Source organism: Actinopolyspora alba, from assembly GCF_900112765.1.
Taxonomy (GTDB): domain Bacteria; phylum Actinomycetota; class Actinomycetes; order Mycobacteriales; family Pseudonocardiaceae; genus Actinopolyspora; species Actinopolyspora alba.
In genome coordinates this window covers 225,559-241,594 of the sequence record NZ_FOMZ01000002.1, presented here as the reverse complement: position 1 = coordinate 241,594, position 16,036 = coordinate 225,559, and the positions used below count along the sequence as shown (strand labels likewise).

General features: G+C 69.0%; 16 protein-coding genes. 12 read left to right on the top strand and 4 right to left on the bottom strand.

The features are described 5' to 3' along the window. The first annotated feature begins 23 nt into the window (after positions 1-23). From BM150_RS03690 to BM150_RS03655, 8 genes are all read left to right on the top strand, one after another. Positions 24-299 carry a hypothetical protein gene (locus BM150_RS03690; RefSeq protein ID WP_092923874.1) on the top strand — a complete coding sequence of 92 codons (276 nt, stop codon included), beginning with the start codon at positions 24-26 and terminating at the stop codon, positions 297-299. A 192-nt stretch (positions 300-491) separates the two neighbouring features. Beyond that, positions 492-2,018, top strand: coding sequence for an aldehyde dehydrogenase family protein (locus BM150_RS03685; protein WP_092923871.1), 1,527 nt, complete (start codon positions 492-494; stop codon positions 2,016-2,018). 341 nt (positions 2,019-2,359) lie between these two features. Then, positions 2,360-3,355, top strand: a complete 996-nt coding sequence (gene dhaK, locus BM150_RS03680; protein ID WP_092923868.1) for a dihydroxyacetone kinase subunit DhaK — start codon at positions 2,360-2,362, stop codon at positions 3,353-3,355. A 144-nt stretch (positions 3,356-3,499) separates the two neighbouring features. Beyond that, positions 3,500-4,135 (top strand): dihydroxyacetone kinase subunit DhaL, encoded by a 636-nt coding sequence (gene dhaL, locus BM150_RS03675; protein WP_092923865.1) that lies wholly within the window; start codon positions 3,500-3,502, stop codon positions 4,133-4,135. Continuing rightward, complete coding sequence (gene dhaM / locus BM150_RS03670; RefSeq protein WP_175496670.1) at positions 4,135-4,854, top strand: dihydroxyacetone kinase phosphoryl donor subunit DhaM; 720 nt, start codon at positions 4,135-4,137, stop codon at positions 4,852-4,854. The genes dhaL and dhaM overlap by 1 nt, the downstream gene beginning before the upstream one ends. Positions 4,855-4,961: 107 nt before the next feature. Further along, positions 4,962-5,906: a DUF3558 domain-containing protein gene (locus BM150_RS03665; RefSeq protein ID WP_245755240.1), complete on the top strand. Its 945-nt coding sequence runs from the start codon at positions 4,962-4,964 to the stop codon at positions 5,904-5,906. Between the two features lie 392 nt (positions 5,907-6,298). Then, a complete protein-coding gene (locus tag BM150_RS03660; RefSeq protein WP_092923859.1) occupies positions 6,299-6,607 on the top strand; it encodes a hypothetical protein in 309 nt (102 codons plus the stop codon). A 169-nt stretch (positions 6,608-6,776) separates the two neighbouring features. Next, positions 6,777-7,526, top strand: coding sequence for an alpha/beta hydrolase (locus BM150_RS03655; protein WP_092923856.1), 750 nt, complete (start codon positions 6,777-6,779; stop codon positions 7,524-7,526). A gap of 55 nt (positions 7,527-7,581) precedes the next feature. Here BM150_RS03655 and BM150_RS03650 read toward each other — a convergent pair whose 3' ends face one another. Then, positions 7,582-8,103: a GNAT family N-acetyltransferase gene (locus BM150_RS03650; protein WP_092923852.1), complete on the bottom strand. Its 522-nt coding sequence runs from the start codon at positions 8,101-8,103 to the stop codon at positions 7,582-7,584. A 194-nt stretch (positions 8,104-8,297) separates the two neighbouring features. Here BM150_RS03650 and BM150_RS03645 point away from each other — a divergent pair, with 194 nt between their 5' ends. Further along, positions 8,298-9,116, top strand: a complete 819-nt coding sequence (locus tag BM150_RS03645) for an alpha/beta fold hydrolase (RefSeq protein ID WP_175496687.1) — start codon at positions 8,298-8,300, stop codon at positions 9,114-9,116. A gap of 68 nt (positions 9,117-9,184) precedes the next feature. Here BM150_RS03645 and BM150_RS03640 read toward each other — a convergent pair whose 3' ends face one another. Then, positions 9,185-11,005 carry a coiled-coil domain-containing protein gene (locus tag BM150_RS03640; RefSeq protein WP_092923849.1) on the bottom strand — a complete coding sequence of 607 codons (1,821 nt, stop codon included), beginning with the start codon at positions 11,003-11,005 and terminating at the stop codon, positions 9,185-9,187. 170 nt (positions 11,006-11,175) lie between these two features. Here BM150_RS03640 and BM150_RS03635 point away from each other — a divergent pair, with 170 nt between their 5' ends. Next, positions 11,176-11,562, top strand: coding sequence for an SPW repeat protein (locus BM150_RS03635; protein ID WP_092923846.1), 387 nt, complete (start codon positions 11,176-11,178; stop codon positions 11,560-11,562). Positions 11,563-11,636: 74 nt separating this feature from the next. Here BM150_RS03635 and mce read toward each other — a convergent pair whose 3' ends face one another. Beyond that, positions 11,637-12,074, bottom strand: coding sequence for a methylmalonyl-CoA epimerase (gene mce / locus BM150_RS03630; RefSeq protein WP_092923843.1), 438 nt, complete (start codon positions 12,072-12,074; stop codon positions 11,637-11,639). 220 nt (positions 12,075-12,294) lie between these two features. On the opposite strand from mce, the gene BM150_RS03625 reads away from it, so the two are divergent. Both BM150_RS03625 and BM150_RS03620 read left to right on the top strand, forming a co-directional pair. Then, complete coding sequence (locus BM150_RS03625) at positions 12,295-13,482, top strand: acetyl-CoA C-acetyltransferase (protein WP_342752523.1); 1,188 nt, start codon at positions 12,295-12,297, stop codon at positions 13,480-13,482. A gap of 89 nt (positions 13,483-13,571) precedes the next feature. After that, positions 13,572-14,408 (top strand): hypothetical protein, encoded by an 837-nt coding sequence (locus tag BM150_RS03620; protein WP_092923838.1) that lies wholly within the window; start codon positions 13,572-13,574, stop codon positions 14,406-14,408. A gap of 254 nt (positions 14,409-14,662) precedes the next feature. On the opposite strand, the gene BM150_RS03615 is transcribed toward BM150_RS03620, so the two are convergent. Beyond that, positions 14,663-16,006, bottom strand: a complete 1,344-nt coding sequence (locus tag BM150_RS03615; protein WP_092924409.1) for a DNA polymerase IV — start codon at positions 16,004-16,006, stop codon at positions 14,663-14,665. Positions 16,007-16,036: the final 30 nt, after the last annotated feature.

The following is a 16,036-nucleotide window of genomic DNA, read 5'->3' as shown; positions in this document are numbered from 1 at the left end:
GTTCGCCATATCGGGAGGCAAGTATGAGCGCATCCAACGAGAACGGCTCCCGCAGCGGGCAGCGTGCCGGAGTGTTCGACGTTCGCCAGGTGATCGCCGCGCTGTTCGTGCTCTACGGTCTGGTCTGCACCCTGATGGGGTTGTTCGGCACCAGCTCGCGGGAGATCGATCAGGCGGCGGGAGTCAACATCAACCTCTGGAGCGGTATCGGCATGCTGATCTTCGCCGGTTCCTTCATCCTCTGGGGTTGGTTGCGTCCGATCGTCGTTCCCACCGACTCGGAGAGTGAGTCCTCCTAGCGGGACCTCGTCTACTCCCCGTTTCCCCGGTCGCGGGTTCGGCGCAACCATTGAGCCGATGATTCGTTGAACCTCCGCGCGGGCACGTGCCCGCGCGGAGGTCGCGTGCGTCGCCGTTCGGCCGAATCGCGTAGGCCGCGTCACATCAGCGACGTCGCGACCGGCGAACACCGACCGGTGGGGAGGCCGAGCATGACCCAGACCGCCCGTGGCGGTGTCGAAGTACCTGTCGAGAAGACGGCCGACACCTCGCCCGGTTCCATCTTCGAATCCATCGATCCGCGTACCGGTGAAGTGGTGGGCACCCACCCGATTCATGATCGGGAGCACGTCGCCGATGCCGTCCGCACCGCTCGCGACGCCCAGCACTGGTGGGAGGAACTGGGGTTCCAACAGCGGAAACTCCGGCTGGATGCCTGGCGGGAGCTGCTGGTCTCGCGGTTGGACGAGGCCGCGGAACTGATCTCCGCGGAGACCGGTAAGCCGATGGACGACGCCAGACTCGAACTGGTGCTCGTCGTGGACCACCTGCACTGGGCGGCCGCCAACGCGTCCAAGGTGCTCCGCAGGCGCGGGGTTTCCGCCGGGGTCCTCATGGCCAACCAGGCCGCCACCGTGGAGTACCGCGCGTTCGGCGTCGTGGGAGTCATCGGACCGTGGAACTACCCCGCCTTCACCCCGATGGGATCCATCGCCTACGCGCTCGCCGCGGGTAACTCGGTGGTGTTCAAGCCCAGCGAGCTGACCCCCGGCGTGGGGGAGTGGCTGCGGCGGACCTTCGCCGAGGTGGTTCCCGAACAGCCCGTACTGCAGGTGGTTACCGGATTCGGCGATACCGGTGCCGCGCTGTGTCGTGCCGAGACGGACAAAATCGCCTTCACCGGTTCGACCGAAACCGGCAAGCGGGTGATGGCCACCTGCTCGGAGTCGTTGACCCCGGTGCTGGTGGAGTGCGGCGGCAAGGACGCCCTGATCGTGGATTCGGACGCCGATCTGCGTGCTGCCGCCGAGGCCGCGGTGTGGGGAGCCGTCTCCAACGCGGGACAGACCTGTATCGGGGTGGAGCGCGTCTACGTGGTCGACTCCGTGGCCGAGCGGTTCGTCCAGCTGGTGCTCGACCGCGCGGAGAAGCTGCGCCCGGGCGGACAGCCCACCGCCGATCTCGGTCCCATCACGATGGGTTCGCAGGTGGAGGTGATCCGCGAGCACATCGCCGATGCCGTCCGTTCCGGCGGGAAGGCCGAACTGGGCGGCGAGAGCTCGGTCCGCCCGCCCTACGTCGATCCGGTGGTGCTCACCGACGTGCCGGAGGACTCGGCCGCGGTCACGGAGGAGACCTTCGGTCCCACGATCGTGATCAACCGGGTGAGCACCGCGGATGAAGGCGTCGAGCGTGCCAACGACGGCAACTACGGCCTCGGCGGAACGGTTTTCTCACGTTCCAGGGGGACGGAGCTGGCACGCCGCATGCGCACCGGGATGGTCGCGGTGAACTCGGTGATCTCGTTCGCCGCCGTGCCTGCCCTGCCGTTCGGCGGGGTGGGGGACTCCGGTTTCGGCCGGATTCACGGTGCCGACGGGCTGCGTGAGTTCGCCAGGGCACAGTCCGTCACCCGGACCCGGTTCCGCATGCCGATCGATCCGATGACCTTCGGCCGTTCCGCGCGGACCGTCCGGTATCTGGTGCGGCTGATGAAGCTGATTCGCGGACGCCGGTGAGCGTTCCGCGTTGACACGGCGCCCGCGCGGTCCCTCACCCGTTCGAGGGTGTGTCACTGGGTCCCGGCACGTGGCCGGCCACTGGCGAGCGGGCGGCACCACTTCGACGGGACCGTCCCGGTGGAACGACTTTTCGACTGGCCGGTACTCGACTGTTGCCGGACTGTGGTGTCCCGAAGGATCCTGGGTGCGCGGAACCGTTCACGACCCGGTCGGCCGGCTCCGGGCTCCAGGTGGATTCGTCCGGCGTGTGCCCGTCCTCCCGACCCGGTAGGTATCGGTTCCGGGAATCCGGCGGTGGAGCCGGGCCTAAAGCGCCACGGTCTGTCAGGAGGTCGCCAGTGAAGAAGATCATCAACGCTCCCGCCGATGTCGTGACCGACGCGCTGCGCGGCATGGCCGCCGCCCATCCCGATCGACTGCGGGTTCACCTGGAGCCGGACTTCGTGACCCGTGTCGACGCCCCGGTCTCCGACAAGGTGGCCGTCGTCTCCGGCGGAGGTTCCGGGCACGAACCGTTGCACGTCGGGTTCGTCGGTTCCGGCATGCTGGACGCCGCCGTCCCGGGGGCGGTGTTCACTTCACCCACCCCGGACGCCGTGCAAGCGGCTGTCCGGGAAGTGGACGGTGGTGCGGGAACGCTGTTGGTGGTCAAGAACTACACCGGCGACGTGCTCAACTTCGAGACCGCAGCCGAGCTGGCCGAGGCGGAGGACATCGGGGTACGCACCGTCGTGGTCCAGGACGACGTGGCGGTACGGGACTCCACCAACACCGCGGGGCGCCGCGGGGTGGGCGGGACCGTCCTGCTGGAGAAGATCGTCGGTGCCGCCGCCGCACGAGGTCACGACCTGGCGAGCTGCCACGAGATCGCCGAACGTGTCAGTGCCGGAGTGCGTTCCATGGGGATGGCGTTGACCGCTCCCACCGTCCCCCACGTCGGTGAACCGAGCTTCGAGCTCGCCGACTACGAGATGGAGATCGGTGTGGGCATCCACGCCGAACCCGGCAGGGAACGGGTCGAGCTGGAGTCGGCCGACCGGATCGTGCGACGGTTGCTCGAGCCGATCCTGGAGGATCTGCCGTTCCGGGAGGGCGACGAGGTGCTGTTGTTCACCAACTCGATGGGGGGCACACCTCCGACGGAACTGTATCTCGCGCACGGTGTCGCCGAGCGGTTCCTCGCGGAGCGCGGTGTTCGCGTCACCCGGAGACTGGTCGGGCCCTACATCACCAGTCTGGAAATGCAGGGGATGAGCTTTACACTGCTCAAGCTGGATGACGAGCTGCGGCAGCTGTGGGACGCACCGGTGAGCACCCCCGCATTGACCTGGTGAGACACGGGGCCCGTGAATGATCCGTTCGGCGGGGCGCGACGCTGTCCGGCGTCGCTGCCGCACCGGTGGTTCGTCACCGCCGTATTCCCGCGTGAGTTCTCCGGCTGTCGCGTGAGGACTCCCGAAGACAGGATAGAGGACCGCATGTCTTGCACGGCACGAGAAGTCATCGCCGCGGTACGTCGGGGTGCCGAGGTGATGTCTGCCCACCGCGACGAGCTGGTCGAACTGGACAGAGCTATCGGTGACGGCGATCACGGGGAGAACATGGACCGGGGTTTCCGCGCGGTGGTGGCACAGCTGGAACTCGCCGAGCCGCCCACACCCGGTGCCGTTCTCAAACTGGTGGCCACCACCCTGATCTCCTCCGTGGGTGGGGCCTCCGGCCCGTTGTTCGGTACCGCATTCCTGCGCGCGGCATCCACCGCGGGGGACGCCGAATCGCTCGACGGTACGGCGCTCGCGGCCTCGTTGCGTGCGGGGGTGGACGGGGTCGTGGCCCGCGGCAAGGCGGAACCCGAGGACAAGACGATGATCGACGCGCTGCTTCCCGCCGTGCGTGCCGCGGAGGAGAGCGCGGGCCGGGGTGGTGAACCGGCCGCGACGCTGTCGGCGGCGGCCGAGGCGGCCGAGGTGGGGGCCCGCTCCACCGTGCCGCTGGTCGCCAGGAAGGGGCGCGCTTCCTACCTCGGGGACCGCAGCGCCGGGCACCTCGACCCGGGGGCCCGTTCCGTGGCCTTGTTACTGGCCGCGTTCGCCGACGTCGAAGGAGCCGAGTGATGCCGGTCGGACTCGTGATCGTTTCGCACAGCGACGCCCTCGCGCGCGGTGTCGTCGAACTGTTGGGGCAACTCGCTCCCGACGTCAGGGTCGAACCCGCGGGCGGTATGTCGGCCGGAGGACTCGGAACCGACTTCGAGGCGACGTCGGCCGCACTGGCCGATGCCGAGACCGGTGCGGGGGTGGTGTTGCTGTACGACCTGGGCAGTGCCCGCATGACGGCGGAACTCGCCGTCGAGTCGTTGCCCGATCCGGACACCGCCGTGGTGGCGGAGGCCCCGCTCGTCGAGGGTGCCGTCGCCGCCGCTGCCTCGGCACAGGGAGGCGACGGGCTGAAAACCGTTGTCGACGCGGCGGAGCGTGCCGTGGGGGGCACCGTCGATTCCCCCGAACAGGCGACCACCGCGGCTGAAGGTACGGATTCCGGAACCCAGTCCTCCGTCACGACATCTCCGCGAGCGAAACAGGACCTGGTCCTGCGCAACGAAGCGGGACTGCACGCCAGACCCGCCGCGCTGTTGGCGCGCGTGTTGACCGGGCTCGACGCGGAGGTCACCGTCACAGCGGGTGGGAACTCCGCGGATGCCCGCAGCGTGCTCGGCGTCATGGGGCTCGGGGCGCGCAAGGGCGACCGCATCGGGCTCCAGGCCACCGGCCCGGACGCCGAGTCGGCGCTGCGACGTGTGACCGAACTGGCCGACCGCGATTTCGAAGGGTGAGCCCGACGACATCTCGAACAGTTCCGGTGCGCGAACCGTTCCGCACGTTCCCCGGTGGAGGACGCGGGGCCACGCGCCCGCGTTACCGAGGCATCCGATCGTTCGTGGTGCTCGGACTGTTGTTCGGACTGCTCGCCGGTTGTGCGGTGTTTCCGTCCGGGGATTCCACGCGTAGGGGAGAGCGGGGGGTCTCCAGCGCGGTGCTGGGAGACCTGGCCACGCTCGATCCGTGCGGGCTGCTGCGGGCCCGGCGGCTCGAACGGTTCGGAAAAGTGAATCGTGCGGACACCGTCTCGTTGGACTACTGCCTGTTCCACCTGCGTCCGGAGTCCGGCGGACTGTTGCAACTGGCCGTGGGACGGCTGCAGGACGTGAACGCCGCTGAGTTGACCTCCGACAATCCCGTTCGGCACGTCGGTGGCCTCCGGGTGGTCGACGAGCAGCCGGTTCCCGAGCACTGCGGCAGGCGGATCCTGTTCTCGGACGGAATCGCCATGAGTGTCGACGTCGACCTGCTGTCCGGCGATCCGGAGGTGGGGCTGTGCACCGTGGCCGGCTCGGGAGCGGAGGCCGCCGCCGAGGCCGTGCTGGCCGGTGGGGTCGAGCACCGGGACTTTCCGCCGAACTCGCTGGCCAGGACGGATTCGTGCGGGCTCCTGCCGACGGAGGTCGTGCACCGGGTCGCGGGGCTGCGGCGAGCCGAGCGGCGGGCGAGTCCCGCCGGGCACCGGTGTCGTTGGGGCGGTGAGAGCATCCGGGTGCCCAGCGTCGAACTGACGCTCACCGCTGGAGAACCACCGCGCAGGCGGGACGCCACGGCTGTCGTGGAGCGCACCGCGGGCAGACGTACCGTGGTCGACATCATCGGTGACGACCCGAAGGTGGGGCTGTGCGCAGCGGAGACCGGCCACATCCCGTTCGGTGGTCCCACTGCCGGTGAGGTCGAGGTCGCGATGCTGGTGGTCTTTCTGCCGGAGGCCGACGGGGTGCGGGCGTGCGAGTACGCTCGTGGGCTGGCCGAACACGTCTGGCCCGAACTCCCGAAACGGTGACCCGGCACGAAGTCGGCACCGTGGTTGTCTCGGGCCCTCACTTGGCGGAACCTCGCGCACGGCTCTCGCTGCGGGTCCGGAGACACCGGGTAGGGCAACTACACAACGTCTCCGGCGTCCTCGCGAGAGCCGCACGGGAGAACCCGCGGTCGGTCCTGCTGCGAGGGTGGTGGGAGTTTCCACTGCGGTCGTGGTGCGACTCGGTACCGCACCGAGGGCCCGGCGATTTCGTGGGAAATTTACGCAGCCCCGACACGAGCGGGAAAGGCGAGGCAGCTCGGCCCGGGTGGGCGAACCCCCCGATCGCGAACAGCCCTCAGATGGAGCCACTCGTGGACACCCCGGCCGGGGAGGTGCTTTCGGGGGCTGAACCCGCCGGTTAACGTTGGGACGTGCCTCGCCGCAACCGCCCCAAGAGTTCTCGTCGACCGGATTCCACGGCGCGCCCGCTCGGGTCCGGTTTCGGTTTCGCGCGTACCGAGACGGGGCCGGACGGTGACTGGATCGTGCGAACCGTGCCGGCAGCCCAGGCGCAGAAGGACTACCGCTGCCCCGGCTGTGACCACGAGATACGTCCCGGTGTGGGACACGTCGTCGCTTGGCCCGCCGACGAGTACGGCACCGTTCGGGACCGCCGCCACTGGCACACCGGATGCTGGAACGGCCGCAAACGCAGTGGACGCGGATTCGGCCTCCGGTAAGAGACCCGTCGGGCGGTGCTCCACCACGGGGTCCGCTACCGGCCGGAGCGCCGGCCGTGCCCGTCGAGCTCCGAAGCGGACGAACCGCAGCCCGCTCCCGGAGTGAGCCGGGGAACTCCGGTGCTGACCCGACTACGAGAACTCACCCCTTCGTGGCAGGATCGCGACGATGAGCACCGAAATCCGCGCCAACACCGTGCTCCCGGGCCGCCGTGAGCCGATCACGCTGCACACCGCGGACGGGCTGCGGCTGGTGGGCGAACTCGCCCTGCCACAGCACCGTTCTCCCCGAGCCACCCTGGTGTGTCTGCACCCGCTTCCCACCCACGGTGGGATGATGGACTCGCATCTGCTGCGGAAGGCGGCCTGGCGCCTGCCCGCGTTGGCCGATCTCGCCGTGTTGCGTTTCAACACGCGCGGTACCGCGAGCGAGGCGGGCCGCAGCGACGGTGCCTTCGACAACGGTGACTCGGAACGCTTCGACGTCGCCGCGGCCCTGGAGTACGCCGAGTTCCACGATCTGCCCGATGTCTGGTTGCTCGGCTGGTCCTTCGGCACCGATCTGACGCTGGTGCACGGCCTGGACCCGTCGGTCACGGGCGCGGTGCTCCTCTCACCACCGCTGCGCTGGAGCGAAGAGCGACATCTGCGTGCCTGGGCCGAGTCCGGCAAACCGGTGCACGCCCTGATCCCGGAATTCGACGACTACTTGCGTCCCGATGAGGCACGCCGGAGGTTCGCCCCGCTGACCCAGGCCGAGGTCACCGGATTCCCCGACACCAAGCACCTGTGGGTAGGCAAGGCCGACCAGGCGCTCGACGCCGTCGTCAGCGCGGTCGCCCCGGACGTTCCCACCCCGTTGCCCCGCTACTGGGACGGTGAGGTCGACACCCACCAGGTGACGATCGTGGACTCCTGAGAGTCCGCGGCGGGATTCACCTGCCGGACCCGACAGCGACCGGGTCGGAAGATTTTCAGTGAGAAGTTTCCGGCCCGGCGTGTCGATAAATCCACTCCTCGGCTCCATCGGTTACACGTGAGGCCGCGAACTCGAATCCCAGTTTCTCGGCCACCCGCAGCGCGGGCCCGTTGGTCGGTCTGGTTCTGAGTACCACCGGCAGGCGAGGACATCGTTCTTCGGCCAGTTCCAGGGCCGCGGTGGCCATTTCCACCGCATATCCCCTGTTCCACGCTTCGGGGCGGAACCTGTAGTAGAGGTTGAGAGCCGGTTCGGTTTCGAGTTCGATTCGCCGGAGTCCACCTACCCCGAGCAGTCCCTCCTCGGTCAGCGACTCCACCACCCAGTAGCTGATGCCGTCGCTGTTCCAGCGCCGTATCCAGTCGCCGAGATCGGAGCGCACCTGCTCCGGTTGGGGGACTCCGGCGGCGCGATGTCTGTTGGTGCGGGGATCGGTGTGCATCGCCGTGACCGCGGCTTCGTCCGAAGGATGGGGCGGGCGCAGTCGAAGGCGTTCCGTGATGCGCTCATCGCTCATGTGAACACTGGTTCTTCTTTCGGGAAGGCGGGTATTCCGATCACTCGTTCGGTCCGTGCACCCCCGTGGTGACTCGTCCTGGTGCACGCTGCTCCGGGCAGCGGGTTTCCACCCTGTCCCGGCAAGCGCGCGGTCCCGGCAAGTACGTACGGGAAGATCACCGCACCGCGCGTGCGGTGATCCGTTACGGCATTATGGAGATCGTGCACTACGTCGAGTCTGGAATCGGGACGCCGGTCGTGCTGCTGCACGCGTTCCCGGTGGACGCACGGATGTGGCAGGGGGTGCGTACGGAACTCGAGGACCACGTCAGAGTCATCGCCCCCGATCAACGCGGGATGGGGCAGCGCTCCTCGCGGGAAGCCGCCACGAGCGAACTCACCTCCGACGACCCACAGCGGACCGTTCCGGAAGAACCCGGCATGGAAACGGTCGCCGAGGACGTGCTCGCGCTGCTCGACCAGCTGCGGTTGCGGCGGGCGTACGTGGCGGGGTGTTCCATGGGCGGCTACGTGGCGATGGCGATGGCCCGCAAGGCGCCGGAGCGGCTCGAGGGGATGATCCTAGCCGACACCAAGGCGGAGGCGGACTCCGCCGAACAGCGCGACAACCGGCTGCGGATCGCCGATCGGGCCGAGCGGGAGGGGATCACGGGCTGGCTGGCCGAGAACACCCTGCCGGGGATCCTCGGCGACACCACCCGGCAGCGGCGCGGCAACGTGGTCGAGCAGGCACGCGAACTGGTCGAGCAACAGCCTCCCGCCGGGGTCGCGTGGGCACAGCGTGCCATGGCGAACCGCCCGGACAGCTCCGAGACGCTGCGCGCCTACCGGGGGCCGGCCCTGGTGCTGGCAGGCACCGAGGACACCCTCTGCCCACCCCGGTCCGCGCGTGACACGGCGGCGCTGCTGCCCCGCTCCGAGGTCGTCACTCTGCCCGAAGCCGGGCACCTCTCCCCGCTGGAGACCCCCGAGGCGTTCGCCCACGCCGTGCGGGAGTGGTTGGGCGAATGAACGACGACCACCCACCGGAACGCTACGGGCACACCGGGCCGCCCCGGTGAGGTAACCGGGGTGTCCGGTCAGTGCTGCTGAACGGGCTGATCGGAGCCGTGCTCCGGCTCGGTTCCCGAGTCGTCGTCCCCCGTCGGTGCCGAGCCGTTCCCGAGGTCGGGAAGTGGGATCCGCCTGGTCGGTGGGTCGTGGGCGTCCACGCCCCCGTTCGCGTCCGTTCCCCGCTGCGGGAGCTTCGAACGATCGATCTTTTCGGTAGCCGCCTCCAGTGATGCCTTCCCGCTCGGCTCCGTCCCGTTGGAGCCCGCTTTCCCGTCGGTGGTGGAATCGGCGGTTTCCGGTCCGGCGTGACCGTTGCCGGACGGATCGGCGAGCGGGACACCCGAACTCTCGATGTCGGCCAGTGCGAACCGTATCGTCGCGGTGTTGCCGTTCTCCGCGCCCACGGTCGCCGAGCTGGTCTCGGTTTCGGTCGTTTCCGTGCCGGCAATCTCGGACGAGGAGGGCTCCCCGCTGTCCCGTTCCGGCTCGTCCAGCGCGGCGATCGCTTCCGACCGGGCCGTCTCGCGTGCGGTGGCGGCGGATTCCCGCAGCTGCTGTTCCGCCTCGTCGTCGTTGGTGAGCCTGTCCAGCAGCGGAGTGGTCTGCCCGAGCAGTTCGGCCGCGTCCCGCAGCTTCCCGGCCACGCTGTCACGCAGCTCGGTCAGGGTGCCGACCTGCTCGTCAACCGTGCTCAACCGCCGTTCGCACTCCCGCGTGGTGGCCGTTATCCGTTCCTCGGCGTCCGCACGGGCCCTGCGGCGCAGTCGGTCGCTCTCGAGGGTCGCCTCCTCCAGGAGGCGGGTGGCCTCCTCGGTGGCACGTTGCGTTGTCAGCCTCGCCTGTTCCTGCGCTTCGGTGACCAGGCGTTCGGCTTCGGCCTTGCTGTCGCGCTCGCGCTTCTCGGCGGCCTCGATGCTCTCGCGTTCGCGTCGCTCGGCCGCTTCCCTGCTCTCGCGTTCCCGCTTCTCGGCTGCCTCGACACTTTCGCGTTCCCGTTTCTCGGCTGCCTCGATGCTCTCTCGTTCGCGTCGCTCGGCAGCCTGCTTGCTCTCCCGCTCGCGTTGCTCCGCGGCCTCGGTGCTCTCCCGGGTGAGCCGCTCGGCCTCCTCGGTGGCTTCCTGGACCAGGCGGTGAGCCTCCCCGCTGGCCTCCCGCAGCCTGCGGTCGGCCTCCTCGGCGGCCTCGCTGACACGACGCTCGGCCTCGGCCTTGCTGTTGGCCTCCTGGTCGGCGAGGGTTCGCATCGACTCGCTGCGGCGAGCCGCCATGGCGATCTCGAAGTCCTCCTCGACCTGGGCGCGACGTGCCTCGGACTCCTCGTCGGCCCGCTTGCGGTTCTCCTCGGCCTCGGTCGTGATGCGCTCGGCCTCGGCCCTCGCGGTCTCCAGAACCGAGCGGTGCTCGGACTCCATCTCGGCGCGTCGTGAGTCGAGCTCGGAGATCAACTGCTCGTAGCGGTTGCGGAGATCGGTGGCCTCCCGCTCGGCGCGCTCCCGCCGCTCGGTGGCGTCACTCTCCGCTTTGGAACGAATCTCGCCCGCTTCCTCCTGGGCGAGTCGCAGCATTCGTTGCAGGCGCTCGCTGAGTCCTTCCATCGTGGTCGGCGGTTTCCCCAGCCGCTCGACCTGTCCACGTAGGCTCTCGATCTCGGAGCGCGCCGATTCCAGTTGTTTGGACAGTTCCCCTGACTGCGAGACCGCCGCGTCACGATCCGAGGTGAGCAGGCGCAGGTCCGCGTCGATACGTTCCAGGTGCTCGTCGACCTGGGCTCTGTCGTAGCCACCCTTACGAACGATGTCGAAGCCCGATCCCAGCGGTAGCAGATCACGATCGTCGGCAAGACCCATGGCACTACGCTACCTCCGAACCGTTGTCGATGTTGTCCGGTGCGCGCTCCGCGTCCGGAACGGGCCGGGAATCCGCCCCTCGATGCGAGCTGTCTCACAATTTGACCGCTCGGCCGGCCAGGGAGGAAAATGTGCTTCCAGCGGTCACGAGGGGGGAGAGGTGATCGACTATGGCTCGTGGTTCGGCTGGTTCGAAGACACGGCCGTGGACCCGGTGGCAGGACTGGGGAGCCGTGATACTCGGTGTCTATCTGATTCTGGCTACGCTGTGGACTCTCACCGGTCCGGCGGCGCTGACGTCGATGATCGTGCTCGGCGTGCTGCTCGGAGTCTCCGGAGTGTGGTCACTCGCGATGCCGGGATCCATAACGAGCGAGTACGCGCACGTGCTGCTCGGGATCCTGCTGGTGATCTCACCCTGGGCACTCGGGTTCGCCGCTTTCGGCGGCGCGGCCTGGACCTCCTGGGTGGTGGGAGTGCTGGCCGTGATCGTAGGGGTCGCGGCGTTGCCGGAGGCCAACTCGGCCCACCGCTCGGGAATGGCGGGACAGCACTGAACGACCGCTCACCGGTGTCCGCGCGGTCGTTGTGCCCGACCGCGCCCACCGGTGCGCCGGAACCGCTGGGGCCGTCAAGCCGGTTCGACCAGCTCCACCAGCACACCACCCGCGTCCTTGGGATGGACGAAGTTCACCAGACTGTTCGCGGTTCCCCGCCGTGGTGTCTCGAACAGCAGCCGTACGTCCCTGTTCCGCAACGTCGCGCACGCGGCCTCGACGTCGGTTACGCGGAAGGCGAGCTGCTGTAGCCCTGGACCGTTCTTGTCCAGGAACTTCGCGATCGTGGAACTCTCGTCGGCCGGGGCCAGCAGCTGCACCCTCGTGTCCGACTCGGCGGAGTCGGGGGCGGCCAGCATCGCCTCGTGCACCCCCTGCTCCTGGTTGGTCTCGCGATGAGTGGCCACCAGACCGAAGGTGTTCCGGTAGAAGTCGATCGCCCTGTCGAGGTCGGCCACCGCGACCCCCACGTGATCGACCGCGGTCACCAGCTCACCGAGTTCCTCCCGCATGGCGGCACCCTAACCCGCCGGCGCGGCACGGTGGAAACGTCACAGCAGTGTGCTTCGTCTCACAGCGGGTCGCGCGGTTCCGTGCGGGTATGGTTCGGCCGGTCGGCACGGTTCATCATGGTGACCGGACGGGGGACAACCGTGCTCGACCGCCCGACCGGTGTCAACCAGGCGGACCGTTCGTTACCCAAGACTTCCCATCACCGCATCGGAGGCAGCCGTGGAAAGTTCCGTGATCGTAGCCGGGGCCCGTACCCCCATGGGCAGGCTGCTGGGCTCGCTGAAGGACTTCTCCGGAGCTCAGCTCGGCGGGATCGCCATAGCCGAGGCGCTGCGCCGTTCCGGGGTCGCTCCGGAGCAGGTCGAGTACACGATCATGGGGCAGGTGCTCACGGCAGGTGCCGGGCAGATCCCGGCCAGGCAGGCGGCCGTGGCGGCGGGCATCGGCATGGACGTTCCCGCGTTGACCGTCAACAAGGTCTGCCTCTCCGGGCTGGACGCGATCGCGTTGGCCGATCAGCAGATCCGCGCCGGTGAGTTCGACGTCGTCGTGGCGGGCGGGCAGGAATCCATGACGCGGGCGCCGCACCTGCTGGGCGATTCGCGGGAGGGTTTCAAGTACGGCGACGTGCGGATGCTCGACCACATGGCCCACGACGGCCTGTTCTGCTCGTTCGACCAGGTCGCGATGGGGGCCTCCACCGAGAAGCACAACGGTCGTTACGGGCTGACCCGTGCCCGGCAGGACGAGTTCGCCGCACGGTCGCACCAGCGGGCTGCCGCGGCCGCCGAACGCGGTGTGTTCGCGGAGGAGATCGCGCCGGTGACAGTGCCGCGCCGCAAGGGCGACCCGGTGATCGTCGACAGCGACGAGGGAATCCGCGGTGACACCACGGCGGAGGGGCTCGGCAAACTGCGCCCCGCCTTCGATCCGGACGGCACGATCACGGCAGGGACCGCTTCGCAGATCTCGGACGGAGCCGCGGCCGTGGTGGTGATGCGCAAGTCCAAAGCCGAGGAGCTGGGGCTCGACTGGCTCGTCGAGATCGGCAGGCACGGCGTGGTCTCGGGGCCGGACGCCAGTCTGCACGAGCAGCCCTCCAACGCGATCAACCGGGCCTGCCACCGTGCGGGAGTGGCACCGACCGACCTCGACCTGGTCGAGATCAACGAGGCGTTCGCCGCCGTGGGGATCGTTTCCACCGAGGTGCTGGGGATCGACGAGGAAAAGGTCAACGTCAACGGGGGAGCGATCGCGCTCGGGCACCCCATCGGCATGTCGGGAGCGCGGCTCGCGTTGCACCTGGCCCTCGAACTCGATCGGCGAGGGGGCGGCGACGGTGTCGCCGCGCTGTGCGGCGGTGGCGGGCAGGGTGACGCCCTGCTGCTGCACGCGCCGCGTGGCTGATCGGAGGTGATCGGGTTCACGCGACCGTCGGTGCGTTCCAGCGGCGGTCCGTGACACCTGAACACCGCTGGTGAGGATATTCTGGTGCCATGAAGTGGCTACCCGGGGGATGGCAACGCGCCGATCGTGTGGATCCGGAGGGAAGGACGGCCCCACGCCGTACGGTTCCGCAGCAGGAAACGGTCGTGGAACGTCGCAACGTCCCGCCGGGGGAGCCCACTCCGCCGTCCGCTACCGGGAGCACCAGGCAGGACGCCTATCCGTCCACGCGGGTGCAGCGACGAGCGGGTGGTGACCCGAACAGCGCGGGCCCGGAACGTGCGGGCGGTCGGGCCGTGCTGCTCGGCGAGCACGCCCGTGACATCGACGTCAGCGCCGCGGCCTTCCGCAACCTCGCGGTCGGCGGTGGTATCAGCGGTTTCCTGACCGTGTTGTGCGCGGCGGCGCTGGTCGATTCCCCCGGCGGGGTGTGGCTGTGGATCTGGCAGCTCGTGTTCGGGGTCTCTTTCGTCTGGTTCATCACCTCGGCCAAGGGGTCGTTGAGCGGTCGCGGGTTCCTGGTGGACCAGCGCGGCATCTGCCCCCGCACCAGTGGTGAGGTGTTCGCGGTGCCCTGGGACGAGGTAGCGGCTGCCGGGATCGGTTCGCTGCGCCCGATCGAGAACCGCAGGCTGGTGCATCCCGAGCGTCGGCGTTGTCTGGAACTGTTCCCCGCGGATTCCGCGTTTCCCGGCAGGCATCCCGAACTGGAGCGCTGGCGGGTCGAGGAGCCCCCGCCCATGCAGGGGCTCCCCTCGGTGCGTTACCGATTCCACCTGCCGGTGCTGAGCAGACTTCCCAAGCGGTTGGAACAGGCCGTTCAGGCCGCCGCGCCGCGCGTCTGGGTGGGGAACTACCGCAGGCGGCCCCCGACACCCGAAACCTGATCGCGACCTTGCTCCACGCGGGTTGCGTGGCGGTGTGGTTGCGGAGCCTCTCGCGGTGGTACCGGCTGTGAGAGTGGTAGGGGTTCGGCAGCGCCGAAGCCGCGTCGATTTCTCGCGAAATCGCCGCGCCGGTGAGGTGGTGCGGCCGGGGCGGCGTCGATTTCCCGCGAGATCTCCGAATCCGGAACGATCACCGAAGCGCCGCGGTGAGCGGAGCGGCGCACGGGGACCGGCGCCAGTCGCAGGCCGAGCGGTCAGGCCGGTTCACCGCTTCCGCCGAGACTGTCGAGCGGGTCCGCTGCCACCAGTTCGCGATCCCCGCTGTCGAAGGTGCGCATCCTTCCGGGGCCGGTGGTCGATGTCTCGAACCGCACGCTCACCCGTCCGTGGCCGCAGCCCTGCACCCAGCCGTGTCCCCAGCTGGGGTGGCTCACATCGTCGCCCTGCCGCCACTGCCTCCCCTCGGCGGTGACGGTGGGCGTGGGTGAGCGGGGTGGTTCCGGGGAGGCGGGTGGGCGTTCGCTCTCGTCGGTCTCGGGAACCCGGAACAGGGTGGCCTGTTCGGCGACGGTCAGTCCCGAGTACGAGACCCCGACCAGCCGTACGGGCACGCCGGGACTGACCGCGATTCCGGCCAGCCGTCGCGCGGCGGCCACCAGTTCCTCGCGTTCGGTGGTGGCCGAGGACAGCGTTTCGGAGCGGCTGATGGTGCTGAAGTCGGCATCGCGCACCTTCAGGGTGATGGTGCGTGCCGCGCGCTCGGAGGCCACCAGCCGTCGATGGGCGGCTTCGGCCATGCCGACTATCTCCTCCGCCAGCACTGCCGGATCCGTGTGGTCGGTGTCGAAGGTCGTCTCGGCACTGACCTGTTTGGCCTCGGCCCGTTCGGTCACGGCCCGCTCGTCGATGCCGTGCGCCAGTTCGTGCAGTTCGGTGCCGTGCGCCTGCCCCAGCAACGAGGTCACGTCGCCGAGTTTCAACGCCGCGAGTTCACCGATCGTCTGCACCCCGATGCGGCGCAGTTTGGATTCACCGATGGGGCCGATGCCCCACAGGCGGCGTACCGGCAGCTCGGCCAACAGCTCCCTCTCCTCGTCGGGGGGAACAACCATCGAGCCGTCCGGTTTCGCCATTCCCGAGGCGATCTTGGCCAGTTGCTTGCCCGACCCGGCCCCGACGGACGCGGGCACTCCGACCTCGGTGGCCACCCGGCCACGGAGGGCTTCCGCGAACTCCGCCACGACTTCCGGAGCGGACCCGGTCAACTCGATCGGCTCCAGGAACGCCTCGTCGATCGAAACCTGCTCGAACCGCTCGGAAAGCTGCCTGACTATCGTGAAGACACGCTCGCTCACCTCCCGGTAGAGCCGGAAACGCGGCGGCAGCACCACGGCGGTGCGGCACCGGCGTCTGGCCTCCGACATGGGCATGGCGGAGCGAGCTCCGTACTTCCTCGCCGGATAGCTGGCTCCGGCCACGGTGCCGCGCGGTCCCGTTCCACCGACGAGCACGGCCCGCTCGCGCAGCGTTGGGCGGGTGAGCTGTTCCACGGACGCGTAGAAGGCGTCCATGTCCAAGTGCAGCACCCAACGAGTCATACCGTCATTGAACGAGATTCCACCGACAAC